Origin of the sequence: Delftia sp. DT-2, assembly GCF_028401915.1 — a bacterium.
GTDB lineage: Bacteria > Pseudomonadota > Gammaproteobacteria > Burkholderiales > Burkholderiaceae_C > Comamonas > Comamonas tsuruhatensis.
This window is the reverse complement of the sequence record NZ_JAQOTI010000002.1, coordinates 150,686-165,434: the sequence shown is the minus strand read 5'-3', so window position 1 is coordinate 165,434 and position 14,749 is coordinate 150,686. Positions and strand designations below refer to the sequence as shown.

Below are 14,749 nucleotides of genomic sequence, written 5' to 3'. Positions count from 1 at the left end.
GCCGCGCTCTAATGCGTGCCATGCAAAACGATAGCTCTTCCCCCCAGGCGCCAGCGGGGCGCCACACGGCTGCGCTGGTCCTGTTTTCCGGCGGCCAGGATTCGACCACCTGCCTGGCGCAGGCACTGTCGATGTACGAGCGCGTCGAGACCCTGGGTTTCGACTACGGCCAGCGCCACAGCGTGGAAATGCAGGTGCGCCAGCAGGTGCGCGAGCGGCTGGCCAGGGACTTTCCCGAATGGGCACCGCGCCTGGGTGACGACCATGTTCTCTCGCTGGACGTGCTGCAGCAGATCGGCGGCTCCTCCCTGACCGAGGACGTGGCCTTCGCCATGCAGGCCGACGGCCTGCCCAACACCTTCGTGCCCGGCCGCAACCTGCTGTTCCTGACCCTGGCCGGCGCGCTGGCCTACCGTCGCGGCCTGTCGGTCATCGTCACCGGCGTCTGCGAAACCGACTACTCCGGCTACCCCGACTGCCGTGACGACACCATGAAGGCCATGCAGCTCGCCCTGAACCTGGGCCTGGAGCGGCGCCTGCGCATCGAAACCCCGCTTATGTGGATAGACAAGGCCCAGACCTGGCAAATGGCCCACGACCTGGGTGGCGACACCCTGGTGGACCTCATCCAGCGCGACACCCACACCTGCTACCAGGGCACGCGCGAGACGCTGCACGACTGGGGCTACGGCTGCGGAACCTGCCCCGCCTGCGACCTGCGAGCCCGCGGCTGGCATCAATGGCAGGCGCAGCGCGCCCAGGCCAGCTAGGCGAGGAACGCAAGGAGCTTCTGGGCGCAGCGCAGGAAACCGGCGCAGCCCAACTCAGGGGCACCGAGGAAGGGCCGCCCCGCACCGAGGGTGCCGTCCCCCTCTGGGGGAAGCGGCGAAGCCGCTCAGGGGGAGCTTGCTACACCGGCCAGACGACTCCGTGGTCGTTCAAGATGGCGTCCAGGGGCAGGTCATGCGGCTCGGGCTCGAACTCGTCCACATAGCCGCAGCCGTAGCCCAGGCCCACGGTGAAGGGCCTGGGCTGCAGCTCGGCCAGGGTGCGGTCGTAGAAACCGCCGCCATAGCCCAGGCGGTAGCCACCGGCCGCGTAGCCCACGCAGGGCACGAACAGCAGGGTGGGGGTGAGGGTTTCGGTGTCCTTGGGCTTGGGGATGCCATAGGCATCCTCTTCCATGGGACAGCCCGGGTACCAGGCGTGAAAGCTGAGTGTCTTACGCTGCTTGTCGATCACGGGCAATCCGATGCGGCGTCTTTGTGGGGTACCCTGTAGCTCGCCATCTTCCTTCCACCGGTGAAGCGCTGGCAGCGGGTCGAACTCCCCCTTGATCGGCCAATAGGCGCCGATGATGCTGTCGGGCCGCTGTATCAGCCAAAAGCGCATGACCTGCTGCAGCGCGTCGGCGCGCTGCAATCGGTCGGGAAGGTTGAGGCGCTGGTCTATCAAGCTGCGGCGCAGGGCTGCTTTGTCCATCAGATAATTTCCTCCATGCACTGGCTGAAGATTTTGACACCGCTTCTGGCGGCTTCCCTCTGGACCACCGCAGCCACGCCTGCGCTGGCGCAAAACCGTGGCGACGACGTCCTGCTGGAAATGCAGCAGGCCTTTCGCAAGGGCGACAAGGCCAAGCTCACGCAGCTGCTGCCTTCTGCGCGTGGCCATGTGCTCGAACCTTGGGCCGCCTATTGGGAACTCAAGGCCCGGCTCGAAGAAGCCAGTGCCGACGAGATTCTGGGGTTTTTCAAGCGCTGGCCCGGCACCTACCAGGAAGACCGGCTGCGCAATGACTGGCTGCTGCTGCTGGGGCAGCGGCGCGACTGGGGCATGTTCGATCAGGTGCACGGGGCGTTTCGCATGCGCGATGACCGTTCCGTCAACTGCTATGCCCTGCTGATCGACAACCTCAAGGGCCAGCCTGCCGCCAATCTTGGCCAGCAGGTCCGCGACCTGTGGTGGGCCCAGCGCGACGCCGACGACGGCTGCACCTATGCTGCCGGCGAGCTGTACGCAGCCAAGCAGATCAGCGAGCTCGAAGTCTGGCGCAAGGCACGCCAGTCGGCCGAGGCCAATCGCCAGAAGGCCACGCGCGATGCCGTGGCCATCGTCGCGCCCGAGGCCCTGCCCCAGGTGGCGCAGGTATTCGCCTCGCCGGCGAAATACCTTGCCGGGCAGACGCGCGTGCGCGGTGCCGTGCCCAAGGAACTGGCGCTGCTGGCGCTGATCCGCATGGCGTCCAGCGACCCGGCGGCGGCGGCCACCCAGCTGGAAGGCGGCTGGGGTGCCCGGCTGACGGCCGAGGAGAACAACTGGGCCTGGGGCGTGATCGGCAAGCAGGCCGCGCTCAAGCTGCAGCCCGAGGCTGCGGCCTATTTCGGCAAGGTGCGCAAGGACGGCGATCTCAGCGACGAACTGCTGGGTTGGAAGGTGCGTGCCGCGTTGCGTGCAGGCGACTGGCGCACGGTGCGCCGCGCCATCGACGCCATGGGGCCTGAGCGCACCGAACACACATGGACCTACTGGAAGGCCCGCGCCCTGCTGTCGGGCCGCCCCAGCGAGCAGGAGCGCTCCGAGGCGCGCCAGCTGCTGGAGGACATGGCCGGCCCCGGCAGTTTCTACGAGCAGCTGGCGCTGGAGGACATCGGCCAGCGCGTGACGGCCCCACCGCCGCCTGCGCCGCCCACGGCACAGGAGAAGGCCGCCGCCCGCGCCAACCCCAGCCTGGTGCGCGGCCTCTACGCCATCCAGAACGGCTTGCGCAGCGAAGGCGTGCGTGAATGGAACTACGCCACCAACCTGCACCAGGCCGGCGGCATGAACGACCGCGAACTGCTGGCCGCCGCCGACCTGGCCTGCCAGCAGCAGGTCTGGGACCGCTGCATCAACACCAGCGAGCGCACCCGCAGCTTTGCCGACTGGAGCCAGCGCTTTCCCATGCCCTTCCACGACACGGTGCTGGCGCGCTCGCGCTCCATCGGCCTGGACCCGGCCTACGTCTATGGACTGATCCGCCAGGAAAGCCGCTTCATCATGGATGCGCGCTCGGGCGTAGGCGCCTCGGGCCTGATGCAGGTCATGCCGGCCACGGCCCGCTGGACGGCGCGCAAGATCGGCATGACGGACTTTTCCCCGTCCATGATCAATGACCGCGATGTGAATATCACCATAGGCACCGCCTATCTGAAGCTGGCGCTGGACGATTTCGACGGCTCCATGGCGCTGGCTGCGGCCGGCTACAACGCCGGCCCCGGCCGCCCGCGCAACTGGCGCAACGGCCCGGTGCTCGACGCCGCCATCTGGGCCGAGAACGTGCCCTTCACCGAGACGCGCGACTATGTGAAGAAGGTGCTGTCCAACACCACCAACTACGCGGCGCTGATCACGGGCCAGCCCCAGTCGCTCAAGAGCCGCCTGGGCACCATTGGTCCGCGTGATGCGGCCACGCCCGACCCCAGCAAGGATCTGCCCTGAGCCGCACTTGACATTCCTGCGGGGTGCGGCGATGCCTGTCGGCGCTACACTTGGTTACCGACTGGCGGGCCGCATGCCGCGGCCCCGGATACCGCAGGGGTTTCAAGAATGACAACAACAGGGAGCCGCGCGGCCTGGGTCGCGCTGGGTCTTGCATGGGCGTGCACGGCGGCGGCGCAGCCCGTCTACAAATGGGTGGATGCCGAAGGGCGCACGCACTATGGTTCGCAGCTACCCGTCGACCAGGCCGATGCCGGCCAGATCAAGGTCTCGCCCAATGGCAGCTCGGGCGCAGGCTCGGGCCGGTTTGGCGAAGAGCGCAATCCCGACGGCACGAAGAAGCTGCCCAAGCAGGTGCGCGAGCTGGCGGACGGCGTGGCCAAGGGCCTGAGCAAGGTCGATTCCAAGGAGGTGCCGCTGAACTGCGCAGCCGCCGTGGACAACATCCGCAGCCAGGTGGACACCATGGTCGAGAACGGCCAGAAGAACCTCAAGGGCGGCTACATCACGCAGGCGCAGTTCGATGCGACCGCGGGCAAGTTCCGCGAGGCGCGCACGCACGCCACCGTGGCCGACTGTCAGGCCGCCACGGGCCGCTCCAAGGCCATGTACCAGTGCATGTCCAACAGCTACAACCACCTGATCGGCTGCGCGGAAAAGCACAAGCCCTGAAGCGATCCGATCCCTCAGGTCTCGGCCCACATGCGCAGCAGGTTGTGATATTGGCCCGCGAGGCTGAGGGTTTCATCGGTCTCGCCCAGTTTTTCGCGCAGGCGCTGGATGGTCTGGTCCATCTCGAACAGCATGGCCCGGCGTGTGTCGTCGCGCACCATGCTTTGCGCCCAGAAGAAGGCGCACACGCGCTCGCCCCGGGTGACGGGCTCCACGCGGTGCAGGCTGGTGGAGGGGTAGAGGATCAGGTCGCCGGCCGGCAGCTTGACCTCGTGCGTGCCGTAGGTGTCCACCACGACCAGCTCGCCGCCGTCGTAGTCCTCGGGATCGCAGAGGAAGAGGGTGCAGGACACATCGGTGCGCATCCACTGCTGCGCGCCTGGCAGGCGCCGCGCCGCACCGTCCACGTGCAGGCCATAGGTTTCACTGTCCGCATAGCGGTTGAACAGCGGCAACATGGTGCGTGCGGGCAGGGCGGCACTGAAGTACAGCGCATTGGCCGCCAGCGCCTGCTCGATGGTGCGGCCCTGCTCCAGTGCCACGGGCGAGTCTTCGGGCAACTGGCGGTTGCGCTTGACCCGGGCGCCCTGGCTGCCCGCCGTGGCACGGCCATCCACCCAGTCGGCGGCGTCGATGGCTGTGCGGATCGCAGTGACCTGCTGGCGCGTGAGCACGTCGGGAATGTGCAGCATCATGGTGCGGATCCTCCTCGCATGGAAAAAGCCCCGGCGGGGCCGGGGCGGTACTGGGATTGTCGGCGCTCTGCGCGCGGCTAGGCCGGTGCGGCGGCCCGTCTTGCATTCACTCAGAAGCGGAAGTTCGCGGACACGCGCACGGAGCGCGGCGTGCCCGGGAAATAGCGGTAGCCGCTCTTGTTGATGGCGCCCACATACTCCTTGTCGAACAGGTTGTAGAAGTTCAGCTGGATGTCGGCGTTCTTGTTGATGCGGTAGCTGGCCATGGCATCGAAGACCCAGTAGGCATCGGTGAAGTTGGGCGTGCCCACGGCGCCGTCGGTGCCACGCTTGAGTCCGCCCGAGTAGCGCGCCCCGCCAGCCAGCGTCAGGCCGAACGGGAACTGGTAGCTGGTCCACAGTGAGAAGGCGTTCTTGGGCGTATAGGTCAGGCCGCTGGAGCCGTCCTGCGCCACGGTGGCGCCCGTGTCCACCTTGGTGTCCTGCAGCGTGTAGCCGGCAGTCACGCCCCAGGCGGGTGTGATCTGGCCCGTGGCGCCCAGCTCCAGGCCCTGCACGATCTTCTTGCCGGTCTGTCCCACGGTGCCGTCAGGGTTGGTGACGATCTCGTTGGTGATCTCGGTGCGGAACAGCGCGCCTGTCAGCAGCAGGCGCTTGTCCATCAGCTCCCACTTGGTTCCCAGTTCGGCGGTCTTGGCCTTTTGCGGGTCCATGTTGGGGTTGTTGGCGTTGTTGGCGGTCGTGGACAGGGTGAAGTTGGCACCGCCCGGTGGCTGTTGCGACAGGGCGTAGTTCACGTACACGCTGCCATTGGGCGCGGGCTTGTAGAGGCCGCCGACCTTCCAGCTCAGCAGGGTGTCGGAGGCCTCCAGGCCCACGGCGCTGGGCAGCACGGTGCCTGCAGGATTGCTGCCGCAGGCCGGGCCGCTGCGGCCGCCGCAGACGGCGCGTGCGTCGTACTGCGTCTTGTAGCGGTCCAGGCGCAGGCCGGCGTTGGCCTGCCATTGCTCGTTGAACTTGAGCGTGTCGAAGGCGTACAGCGCAAAGGTGTCGGTCGAGCCCTTGCTGTCGGCGCCGTTGCGCGACCAGTTCAGGCCGGAGCTGGGCACCTGCGGGTCATAGAGGCTGGCATTGGGCCAGGCGCCCGTGGTGCCCGTGCCGTAGTTGCTCTGCTTTTCGCGCGTGATCTCCACCCCGGTGCTCAGCTCGTGCCGCACGCTGCCTGTCGCCAGCTTGGTCGTCAGGTTGGTCTGGTTGGTGACGATGTCGTTGACCTGGTTCTTGAAGGTCGGCAGGCTGCGTGACACGGTCCAGTCGGCGGGATTGCTGCTGTTGTTGCTGGACAGCGTCATGAAGGCCGTGAGCAGGTAGTCCTGCTTGGTGCGGCCCCAGCGCGTGGTGTTGCGCAGCGTGGTGTCGGGCGTGAAGTCGTGCTCCACGCGCAGCGTGACCATGTCGGCCGTCACGTCGTCGTGGTCGGCGCTGGTGCCGTAGAAGCGGCTGGGGTCCACGGGGCGGCCCGCGTTCAGGCGCGCATCGGTGTTGCTGTAGCCGGGCAGGCCGATGGTGGGCACACCGCCGTCCGGCACATTGCTTTGCTTGACGTGCAGCACGTTCAGGTAGGTGCGCGTGTCGGTGTTCAGTCCGAAGGCGAACGACGGTGCGATGCCCCAGCGGTCATTGGCCACGCGGTCGCGGCCGGCGACGCCGGCGTCCTGCACCATGGCGTTGAGCCGGAAGGCCGCGCCGCCCATGCCGGTCAGGCTCTTGTTCCAGTCCACGGTGGAGCGCTTGTAGCTGCCCGAACCCGCGCCCAGCGAGGCGCCGAAGCTGTCGGCCAGGCTGGGCTGCTTGGTGACCATGTTGATGGCGCCGGTGGGCGCGCTGCGGCCGTAGTCGGTGCTGGCGGGGCCCTTGGTGACTTCCACCTGCTCGGTGTTGAACACGTCGCGCGAGATGGAGCCCACGTCGCGCACGCCGTCCACATAGATGCTGTTGGAGGTGTCGAAGCCGCGCATGTAGATGGCATCACCCGTGCTGGTGTTGCCGTTCTCGCCCGCGTAGAAGGTGCCGGCGCCGGGCACGTTGCGCAGCGCCTCGGTCAGCGTGGTGGCGCCTTGTTCCTGCAGCACCTGCTCCTTGATGACGGAGATGGTCTGCGTCGTGTCCACCAGCGGCTGCGTGAACTTGGGGGAGGAGACCTGTGCGGGTTCGTAGCCGGTGCTGCGCGAGCCTTCGACGGTCACTTCCTTGAGGCTGGGTGCGGTCCTGGCGCTGGGCGTCTGTGTCTGGGCCACGGCCGGCAGGCCCAGGGTGGCCAGGGCCGCGGCTGCAGCGATGATGCCGGCCGACGGCGAGCGGCCAGCGCTGTCGTGTTTGCGGCTTTTGATGTACGAGTTGGAGTTCGCCATGGTTGAACGGAAAGCGGGATGGGCAGTGAACATGCTGGCTTGCTGGCCGGCGTTGCGCGGGCGGCTGGAGAGCTGTCTTGGCTTGCCGGTGCTGGCTGGATCAGGCAGTTTTGCCTGGATTGAGAATGGTAATGATTCCTAATAAAAATATAAGAATAATCTGATAAGTGAATGGATGGCCGTTGCCGCCCAGCAACAGCCCTGTCTCGGAACTTCAGCGCGGCGACCAGCCTGGCCGAGCGCGCCCCGTCCGGGATGTGGCGCGCGCCGTCGCTGTTCAGGCTGGCGATGTAACGCTGGTTGGCGAGGTTGTAGACGTTCAGCTGCAGGCTCAGGTTCGCGCTGAGCTCCCAGGCCATGAAGGCGTACAGCGCAAGGGTCTTGGTGTGGCCTTCGTTGATCTGGCCGGCATAGCGGATGTCCTGGCCCGTGATCGCATCGCTGACGCCGGGATCGTAGAGATTGGCGGGCGCCAGGGCGCCTGCGCCCGTACTCGGAACCCGAGGCGCCCTTGACGATCTCGATGTCCTCGATGTTGAAGGTGTCGCGCATCGGGCTGCCCAGGTTGCGCACGCGGTCGATGAAGATGCTGCCCGTGGTGCCGCAGCTGCGCAGTGCTTGCGGCCGGTGATGTGATTGGCGTGGTTTGCGCCTATCGCGGATCTGTTTCGTTCAGGCGTTGTGAACCCATTCGCCCTCGCGCTGCGCCGCGCCCGCTTGCACCAGCGCATCCACCAGCGTGCGGCTCCAGTGCTCGGCGGTCTCGTGGCTGAAATAGCCTGTATGCAGCATGCCGAAGTAGGGCGTGGCGTCCAGCCAGGCCAGCAGTTCAGTGGTGCGCACGCGCTGCCAGTCCAGCAGCCGGTACTTGAGCAGCACCTTGGCCGCGTAGAGGGCATGGCGCTCGGGGGCGCGCACAAAGCCGTCCAGGCGGCGGCGCGCCGTGTCCAGCGCCGCGGCCACGCCCGTGAAAACGCCGCCGTGGCCGGGGACGATGGTGAGCGGTGCCAGGGCCTCGATCACATCCAGCGTGGCGGCCACTTCCTCGAAGGCCTGCAGGCCCTCGATTTCGGGAAACACCACGCCGAAGCCGTTTTCCCAGAGCGCATCGGCCGAGATCAGTGTGCGGCTGGCGGGCTCGAACAGGATGATGGAGTGCGGGTCATGCCCCGGCGCGGCATGGATCTGCCAGTCGCGCCCGGCCAGCCGCACGCTGGCGCCGGGCTGCAGTACGCCGGTCAGCGCAAATGGCGGGCATTCCTGGCCGGTGGGGGTGTAGCTCAGCGCCTCGGGATTCCAGTGGCGCACGAATTCGGCCTGCCCCGGCGCGACATAGGTCCGGGCCTGCGGCCAGCGCGCCTGCAGTGCGGCATTGCCGCCGCAGTGGTCGCTGTGCAGATGGGTGTTGAGGATGCGCGCCAGCGGCTGGCCAGCCAGCGTCTGCTCGACCAGCAGCACGGTCTGATCGGCATGGCTGACGTAGCCGGTATCGACCACGGCTGCGCCGTCGTCCTGCGGATCGGCAGGGTCGGCCGCGAAGACGATGTTGTTGGCCGACAGCCAGCCGCGCTCCAGCACGGTCATGCCGCAGGGCAGCGCAGCGGTGGCGCTTGTGGGGGCGAAGGAGGTCATGAGGGGAGAAGCCTTTCCCAAGGCTAACAGCCGCAGGCAGCCACGGCTGACGCGTGGGCTACAGCTGCGGCTGTCCGGATTTCAGGCGGGATCGCGCAGGGCGCGCCTGAGGATCTTGCCTACATTGGTCTTGGGCAGTTCGTCGCGGAACTCCACCTGCCGCGGGCGCTTGTAGCCGGTGAGCTGGTCATGGCAAAAGCGCATGACCTGGTCCTCGGTCAGCGCCGGGTCGCTGCGCACCACGTAGACCTTGATGGCCTCGCCCTGGCGCTCGTCAGCCACGCCCACGGCCGCGCATTCGAGCACGCCGGGGCACATGGAGATCACGTTCTCCAGCTCGTTCGGATAGACGTTGAAGCCGCTGACCACCATCATGTCCTTCTTGCGGTCAATGATGCGGGTGAAGCCTTCCTGGTCCATCACGCCGATGTCGCCGGTACGCATGTAGCCGTCGGCCGTGAAGGCCTTGGCGGTCTCGTCAGGCTGGTTGTAGTAGCCGCGCATGACGTTGGGGCCCTTGATGCACAGCTCGCCGGCCTCTCCCATGGGCAGATCGCGGCCTTCGTCGTCCTTGATGGCGATGGAGATGCCCGGCAGCGGCAGGCCGATGGTGCCGCTGAAGGCGGTGGCGGTGACGGGGTTGTTGGTGCCGATGGCGCAGGTCTCGCTCATGCCCCAGCCCTCGATCATCACGCTGCCCGTGACCTGCTGCCACTGGCGCGCCGTGCCCTCGCTGGCGGCCATGCCTCCGGCCTGCGACACGCGCAGCTGCGAGAAGTCCAGCTCGCGGAACTGGGCGTTGTTGAGCAGGGCGTTGAACAGGGTGTTGACGGCCGGCAGGATGTGGAAGGGCCGTTTCTGCAGCACCTTGACGAACTTGGGGATGTCGCGCGGATTGGGGATCAGGCTCAGGCTGGCCCCCATGCGCATGGCGAACAGGCTCACCGTGAGGGCGAAGATGTGGTACAGCGGCAGCGCCGCGATGATGTGCGTGTCCTGCGCGCTGACGCGCCCGTGCAGGGCCGGCGTGAACCAGGCATGCGCCTGCAGCGTGGCGGCCACGATGCAGCGGTGGGTGAGCACGGCACCCTTGGACAGCCCGGTGGTGCCGCCCGTGTATTGCAGGAAGGCCACCGAATCCAGTCCCGCCTGGCTGGGGCGCAGCTCTTTCTGGGCGCCGCGCGCCAGCGCCTGGGAAAAGGTCGTGACCTCGCGCACCGTGCCGCCCTCGCCGTCCAGCGGCAGGCTGTAGGCCGGCACCATCTTGGCCAGGTGGCGCACGGCGAAGGTGATCCAGCTGCCATATATGCCGCCCAGCAGATCGCCCATGGCCGTGACGCAGACATGGCGTATGGCGCTGCGCTCGATCACGTCGGCCAGGGTGTGGGCGAAGTTCTCCAGGATGATGATGGCCGTGGCGCCCGAGTCCTTGAGCTGGTGCTCCAGCTCGCGCGGGGTGTACAGCGGATTGACGTTGACGCAGGTGTAGCCGGCGCGCAGCACGGCCGCCATGCTCACGGCGAACTGCGGCACATTGGGCAGCATGATGGCCACGCGCGCATCGGGCTCCAGACCCAGTCCCTGCAGCCAGGCGCCCAGGCGGGTGGACAGCTGGTCCAGCTCGCGGTAGCTCATCCAGCGGTCCATGCAGACCGAAAAGGGCAGGTCCGCATGCTGGGTGAAGGCCTCCTCCAGCAGGTGTGTGAGCGAGCGGTATTGCTCGGGATGCACCTCGTGGGGCACATCGGCGGGATAGTTCTTGAGCCAGGGCGCAGCGTCCATGCAGGGTACCTTGGGTTGCTGGTGAGACAGGGGAACGGCAAAGGGGCAGGCGCCGGTCGGCCGGCCACCGCTGCGGCTGATTCTGGTCAGGCGGGTGCTTTGCGGTCTACGCGGGGTTGTCCTAGGCAGGGGCCGGCGTCCCCGAGAAAGTGCGGCCGCTCTGTGCTACGTTGGCGTTTTTTCAGGGAGGGCGGGCTGCCGTGAACGCACGCATTCTGCAAATGGTGGCGCTGGGCACGCTGGCCGGCGCCATGGCCTGGCTGGCATGGTGGTGGCCGGAATCGCGCGGGCTGGCGCTGGCAGGAGCGCTGCCGGGCCTGTGCTGGCCGGGCCTGCATCTGGGCCTGCAGATGGTGTTGATGCGCCGCGTGGTGCGCAAGGCCGGCGCATCCGTGCCCGCCTGGCGCACGGTGGCGGCAGCCTGGCTCGCCGAGTGGGCATTGGCCGTGCAGGTGTTTGGCTGGCGCCTGCCCTTCCGGGTCCATGCCGAGGCCGATGGCTGGCCAGGTGACCCGGCCGCAGGACAAAACTCAAGCCCGGTCACAGGCCAGGTCGGCATGGTGCTGGTCCACGGCTTCTTCTGCAATCGCGCGGTCTGGGCGCCATGGCTGCGGCGGCTCAAGGAACGCGGCATTGCCTGCGCGGCCATGACGCTGGAGCCGGCGCACGGCGCATCCATCGACGCCATGGTGGCCGACCTCGATGCCTGCGCACGCCGCATGGTCCAGGCCACGGGGCGGGCGCCGCTGATCGTGGCCCACAGCATGGGCGGACTGGTGGTGCGTGCCTGGCTGGGCCGGTTGTCCGCGCAGGAGCGCCGGCAACTGGCTGCCCATGTGGTGACCCTGGCCACGCCGCACCGCGGCACCTGGATGGCGCGCTTCGCCCAGGGCCTGCCGGCGCTTCAGATGCGCGAGGACAGTCCCTGGCTGCAGCGCCTGGGGCCGCCGCCGCCCGAGGTGGCCTTCAGCTGCTGGTGGAGCTGCTGCGACAACATCGTCTTTCCCTTCCCCGTGGCCACGCTGCCAGGGCAGCACGCGCACCGCCTGGACGATGTGGCCCATGTGCAGCTGGTGTTCGACGAGCGCGTCTGGCGCTTTTGCCTGGAGCTGCGCGAGCGGCTTCAGGACGCGGAAGTCTGCAGGGCCACTTCACCGGGCAGCAGCGCATCGGCCGCGATGGTCGGCTGATCGCGCAGCTGGCGGTACAGCGGCTCGAAATCGGCGGCCGTGAGGTCGAACAGCTGCTGCAGGTCGTCGATCACGAAGTAGGTGTGCTGGTAGGTGTCGATCTTGTAGAGCGTGCGCATGGCGCGCTCCAGCGACAGCGGCAGGCGCTGCGGCTCGGGGCTGCGCACCGAGTAGTTGAGCTCGCCCGAAGAACTCAGAATGCCCGCGCCGTAGGCGCGCAGGCCGCCCTGCTCGCGGATCAGCCCGAACTCGATGGTGTACCAGTACAGGCGCGACAGCATCTCGCAGGCGCCCAGCTCGGCGGCCTTGAGCCCGCCCTGGCCATAGGCCTGGATATAGTCGGCGATGACGGGGTTGAACAGCAGCGGCACATGGCCGAAGAGGTCATGGAAGACATCGGGCTCGACGATGTACTCGAACTCCTCGGGCTTGCGGATCCAGTCCGTGACCGGGAATTTGCGGTTGGCCAGCAGCGAGAAGAAGGGCACCTCGGGAATCAGGCCCGGCACGCCGACGATCTCCCAGCCCGTGCCGCGGCGCAGGCGCTCGTTGACTTCCTCGAAGCGCGGAATGCGGTCCTTGGCGCCCAGCGAGGGCAGGGCGTCGATGAAGTGCTGGCTGGCCAGTCCCGGCAGCAGGGCGGACTGGCGTTCGTACAGGCGCCGGTAGGTGTCGTGGTCGGCCTCGGTGTAAGCGTCGTAGTCCTGCGCGCAGGTGTAGTCGTCGCTGGCGCGGCTGTAGTCGCCGCGCGGCGGGCGGTCGGCCTGACCGTAGACCACGGGTGCCACGCCGGGGGCGTGGGCGGGTACGTGGGACGAGGTGGGGGTCGCTGCGGTGCTCATCATGGTGCTCTCCAGGGATCTTGTCATTGCTGCCCCGGGCCGGGGGCAGGCAAGGCACCTGCGCGGCTCAGAGCTGGCGGATTCGGGCGGCCTGCACCAGCAGGCCGTATTTGCTGTGCTCGGAGCGCACAAAGCGCGCGAACTCCTGCAGCTGAAGGTCTTCGGGCAGCACGCCCATGGCGGTCAGCGTTTCCTGCACCGGACTGCTGCGCATGGCCTTCGAGAACACGGCGGCATGGCGCTGGGCCAGGTCGGCGGGCCAGCCGGCAGGCGCGAACAGGCCGAACCAGTTGGCGAGGTTGAAGCCCGGTACCGTGTCGTTGAGGCTGGGCACCTCGGGCAGCAGCGGCACGCGTTCCAGCGTGGTCACGGCCAGGGCCTGCAGCCGGCCTGCACGGATGTGCGGCAGCGAGGACGCCAGGCTGTCGAACAGCAGATCGGCCGATCCGTCGAGCAGGGCCGACAGCGCCGGCTGCGTTCCGCCAAACGGCAGATGCAGCAGCGGCAGCCGCGTGAGCATCTGGTACATCTCGCCCGACAGGTGCCCGCTGCTGCCCGGCCCGCCCGAGGCATAGCGCAGCGGCTGGCGGTGCTTGGCAAGAAAGCGCTGCAGGTCCAGCGCCGTGCGTATGCGCCACTGGCGCGCCAGATCGCTGCGCATCACCAGCACATTGGGCATGCGCGCCACCAGCACCAGCGGCTGGAAGTCGCGCAGCGGGTCGTAGCCCAGCTGGGGCTGCAGCCAGGGCAGCACGGCGTGCGTGGCGGCCGCGCCCATCAGCAGCAAGCGGTCCTGGGCCGTGGCCTGGGCCACCATGTTCGAGCCCTTGGCGCCGCCTTCGCCCGGCACGTAAAGAATGTGGATGGCCCCCAGCTTCGCGGAGCTGGCCTCGACCAGAGGACGCGCCGTGCGGTCCAGGGGGCCGCCGGCTGCATAGGGAACGATCAGGGTCAGGGCGTCGGATTTCGCGTCGCGCGCCGGGGCTGTCAAGGCTGTCGGGGGCGGCTGGGGCGGCTGGGGCTGTGCCGAAGCCGGCAGCCAGGGCAGGGCGGCCAGGGCCGCCAGCAGGCTGCGCCGCGCCATCCGGGCCGACGGCTGCGGGCCGGCTGCCGCAGGTGCACGTACTGGCGCAGATGCACGGGCATCGCGTGGCATGGCGCGGGTGGCGTCGTGGCGGGGCGTCATGGCGTGAAGCGAAATGGAGGCGATCCCCGCAGTATAGGCAGCGCCGACTGCCGCTGAGGCCGCACGCGCCCATGTCCTGCGCGCGCCGGGCCGTCTGTGCGCGGGCGGGGAACTGGGCCAGGTTCAGCGGGGCTTTCATGGGGGTCTCCGGCCTTTTTGTGCAGGACAGTGTTTCGGGCGCCCCAGGCATGGCCTGCGGGCTTGCGATCAGTGCTGTCACTGTAGGCGGGAGGGGCTTCAGCTTTTTGCCGTTTGCCCTTGGTGGGAAAATGCGGAATGCATGAAAATTGCGGAATTCTTTTGTTTATCGCAATTTAACTGGTTAATTCGGGTTAACCCTGAAGAAATCCGTACTTATTTACGAGTCCACCGCCATGAGCGCCACGCACACCATCGACAAACTGGATCGGGCCATTTTGCGCCGCCTGCAGGCCAACGGCCGGGAAACCTATGACGTCATCGGGGAGCAGGTCGGCCTGTCTCCCAGTGCCGTGCTGCGCCGGGTCAAGCGCCTGGAAGACAGCGGCGTGATCGACCGCTATGTGGCCCTGGTCCAGCCGGAGACCGTGGGCCTGGGGCTGACCGCCTATCTCAACGTGCGCCTGGAGAAGTACACCGAGACCAGCAAGCGCAACCCCATGGACGTGTTCCGCGCCAGCGTGCAGACTTGGCCCGAAGTGGTGGAGTGCGTGTCGCTGACCGGGGAGATGGACTATCTGATGCGTGTGGTCGTGGCCGACATGCAGCACTACACGCGCTTCGTCATGGACACCTTGCTCAAGCATCCCAGCGTGCAGGATTGCAAGACCAGCTTCGTGATGGATCGCGTCAAGGTGACCACGGCCGTGCCTTTGTAGCCTTC

General features: G+C 67.6%; 12 protein-coding genes. 5 read left to right on the top strand and 7 right to left on the bottom strand.

Features of this window, described 5'->3' with window-relative positions:
• The first annotated feature begins 11 nt into the window (after window positions 1-11).
• Window positions 12-770, top strand: a complete 759-nt coding sequence (queC, locus tag PO605_RS03270; RefSeq protein ID WP_442874693.1) for a 7-cyano-7-deazaguanine synthase QueC — start codon at window positions 12-14, stop codon at window positions 768-770.
• 139 nt (window positions 771-909) lie between these two features.
• On the opposite strand, the gene PO605_RS03265 is transcribed toward queC, so the two are convergent.
• A complete protein-coding gene (locus PO605_RS03265; protein WP_016446506.1) occupies window positions 910-1,482 on the bottom strand; it encodes a 5-formyltetrahydrofolate cyclo-ligase in 573 nt (190 codons plus the stop codon).
• A gap of 15 nt (window positions 1,483-1,497) precedes the next feature.
• Here PO605_RS03265 and PO605_RS03260 point away from each other — a divergent pair, with 15 nt between their 5' ends.
• Window positions 1,498-3,477: a lytic transglycosylase domain-containing protein gene (locus PO605_RS03260; RefSeq protein ID WP_047471740.1), complete on the top strand. Its 1,980-nt coding sequence runs from the start codon at window positions 1,498-1,500 to the stop codon at window positions 3,475-3,477.
• A gap of 108 nt (window positions 3,478-3,585) precedes the next feature.
• Complete coding sequence (locus PO605_RS03255; protein ID WP_046983872.1) at window positions 3,586-4,149, top strand: DUF4124 domain-containing protein; 564 nt, start codon at window positions 3,586-3,588, stop codon at window positions 4,147-4,149.
• A gap of 14 nt (window positions 4,150-4,163) precedes the next feature.
• Here the strand turns inward: PO605_RS03255 and PO605_RS03250 are convergent, their stop codons facing one another.
• From PO605_RS03250 to PO605_RS03235, 4 genes are all read right to left on the bottom strand, one after another.
• Window positions 4,164-4,844, bottom strand: coding sequence for a Fe2+-dependent dioxygenase (locus PO605_RS03250; protein ID WP_047471749.1), 681 nt, complete (start codon window positions 4,842-4,844; stop codon window positions 4,164-4,166).
• Between the two features lie 110 nt (window positions 4,845-4,954).
• Complete coding sequence (locus tag PO605_RS03245; RefSeq protein ID WP_047471751.1) at window positions 4,955-7,255, bottom strand: catecholate siderophore receptor Fiu; 2,301 nt, start codon at window positions 7,253-7,255, stop codon at window positions 4,955-4,957.
• 672 nt (window positions 7,256-7,927) lie between these two features.
• A complete protein-coding gene (locus PO605_RS03240; RefSeq protein ID WP_047471755.1) occupies window positions 7,928-8,887 on the bottom strand; it encodes an MBL fold metallo-hydrolase in 960 nt (319 codons plus the stop codon).
• A gap of 81 nt (window positions 8,888-8,968) precedes the next feature.
• Window positions 8,969-10,669: an AMP-binding protein gene (locus PO605_RS03235; RefSeq protein ID WP_047471757.1), complete on the bottom strand. Its 1,701-nt coding sequence runs from the start codon at window positions 10,667-10,669 to the stop codon at window positions 8,969-8,971.
• Between the two features lie 200 nt (window positions 10,670-10,869).
• Here PO605_RS03235 and PO605_RS03230 point away from each other — a divergent pair, with 200 nt between their 5' ends.
• Window positions 10,870-11,859: an esterase/lipase family protein gene (locus tag PO605_RS03230; RefSeq protein WP_047471759.1), complete on the top strand. Its 990-nt coding sequence runs from the start codon at window positions 10,870-10,872 to the stop codon at window positions 11,857-11,859.
• Here the strand turns inward: PO605_RS03230 and phhA are convergent.
• Together phhA and PO605_RS03220 are read right to left on the bottom strand one after the other, a co-directional pair.
• The gene (gene phhA / locus PO605_RS03225; RefSeq protein WP_047471760.1) at window positions 11,793-12,704 is read right to left on the bottom strand and encodes a phenylalanine 4-monooxygenase; all 912 of its coding nucleotides are present in this window, start codon (window positions 12,702-12,704) and stop codon (window positions 11,793-11,795) included. The genes PO605_RS03230 and phhA overlap by 67 nt on opposite strands.
• 64 nt (window positions 12,705-12,768) lie before the next feature.
• Window positions 12,769-13,887, bottom strand: coding sequence for a Bug family tripartite tricarboxylate transporter substrate binding protein (locus PO605_RS03220; RefSeq protein ID WP_235434573.1), 1,119 nt, complete (start codon window positions 13,885-13,887; stop codon window positions 12,769-12,771).
• A gap of 374 nt (window positions 13,888-14,261) precedes the next feature.
• Here PO605_RS03220 and PO605_RS03215 point away from each other — a divergent pair, with 374 nt between their 5' ends.
• Complete coding sequence (locus PO605_RS03215; protein ID WP_016446496.1) at window positions 14,262-14,744, top strand: Lrp/AsnC family transcriptional regulator; 483 nt, start codon at window positions 14,262-14,264, stop codon at window positions 14,742-14,744.
• Window positions 14,745-14,749 lie beyond the last annotated feature (5 nt).

What these genes read in the sequence shown, in the direction of transcription:
- queC (WP_442874693.1), top strand. Translation starts at nt 12, where the DNA reads ATGCGTGCCATGCAAAACGATAGCTCTTCCCCCCAGGCGCCAGCGGGG.
- PO605_RS03265 (WP_016446506.1), bottom strand. Translation starts at nt 1,482, where the DNA reads ATGGACAAAGCAGCCCTGCGCCGCAGCTTGATAGACCAGCGCCTCAAC.
- PO605_RS03260 (WP_047471740.1), top strand. Translation starts at nt 1,498, where the DNA reads ATGCACTGGCTGAAGATTTTGACACCGCTTCTGGCGGCTTCCCTCTGG.
- PO605_RS03255 (WP_046983872.1), top strand. Translation starts at nt 3,586, where the DNA reads ATGACAACAACAGGGAGCCGCGCGGCCTGGGTCGCGCTGGGTCTTGCA.
- PO605_RS03250 (WP_047471749.1), bottom strand. Translation starts at nt 4,844, where the DNA reads ATGATGCTGCACATTCCCGACGTGCTCACGCGCCAGCAGGTCACTGCG.
- PO605_RS03245 (WP_047471751.1), bottom strand. Translation starts at nt 7,255, where the DNA reads ATGGCGAACTCCAACTCGTACATCAAAAGCCGCAAACACGACAGCGCT.
- PO605_RS03240 (WP_047471755.1), bottom strand. Translation starts at nt 8,887, where the DNA reads ATGACCTCCTTCGCCCCCACAAGCGCCACCGCTGCGCTGCCCTGCGGC.
- PO605_RS03235 (WP_047471757.1), bottom strand. Translation starts at nt 10,669, where the DNA reads ATGGACGCTGCGCCCTGGCTCAAGAACTATCCCGCCGATGTGCCCCAC.
- phhA (WP_047471760.1), bottom strand. Translation starts at nt 12,704, where the DNA reads ATGATGAGCACCGCAGCGACCCCCACCTCGTCCCACGTACCCGCCCAC.
- PO605_RS03220 (WP_235434573.1), bottom strand. Translation starts at nt 13,887, where the DNA reads ATGACGCCCCGCCACGACGCCACCCGCGCCATGCCACGCGATGCCCGT.
- PO605_RS03215 (WP_016446496.1), top strand. Translation starts at nt 14,262, where the DNA reads ATGAGCGCCACGCACACCATCGACAAACTGGATCGGGCCATTTTGCGC.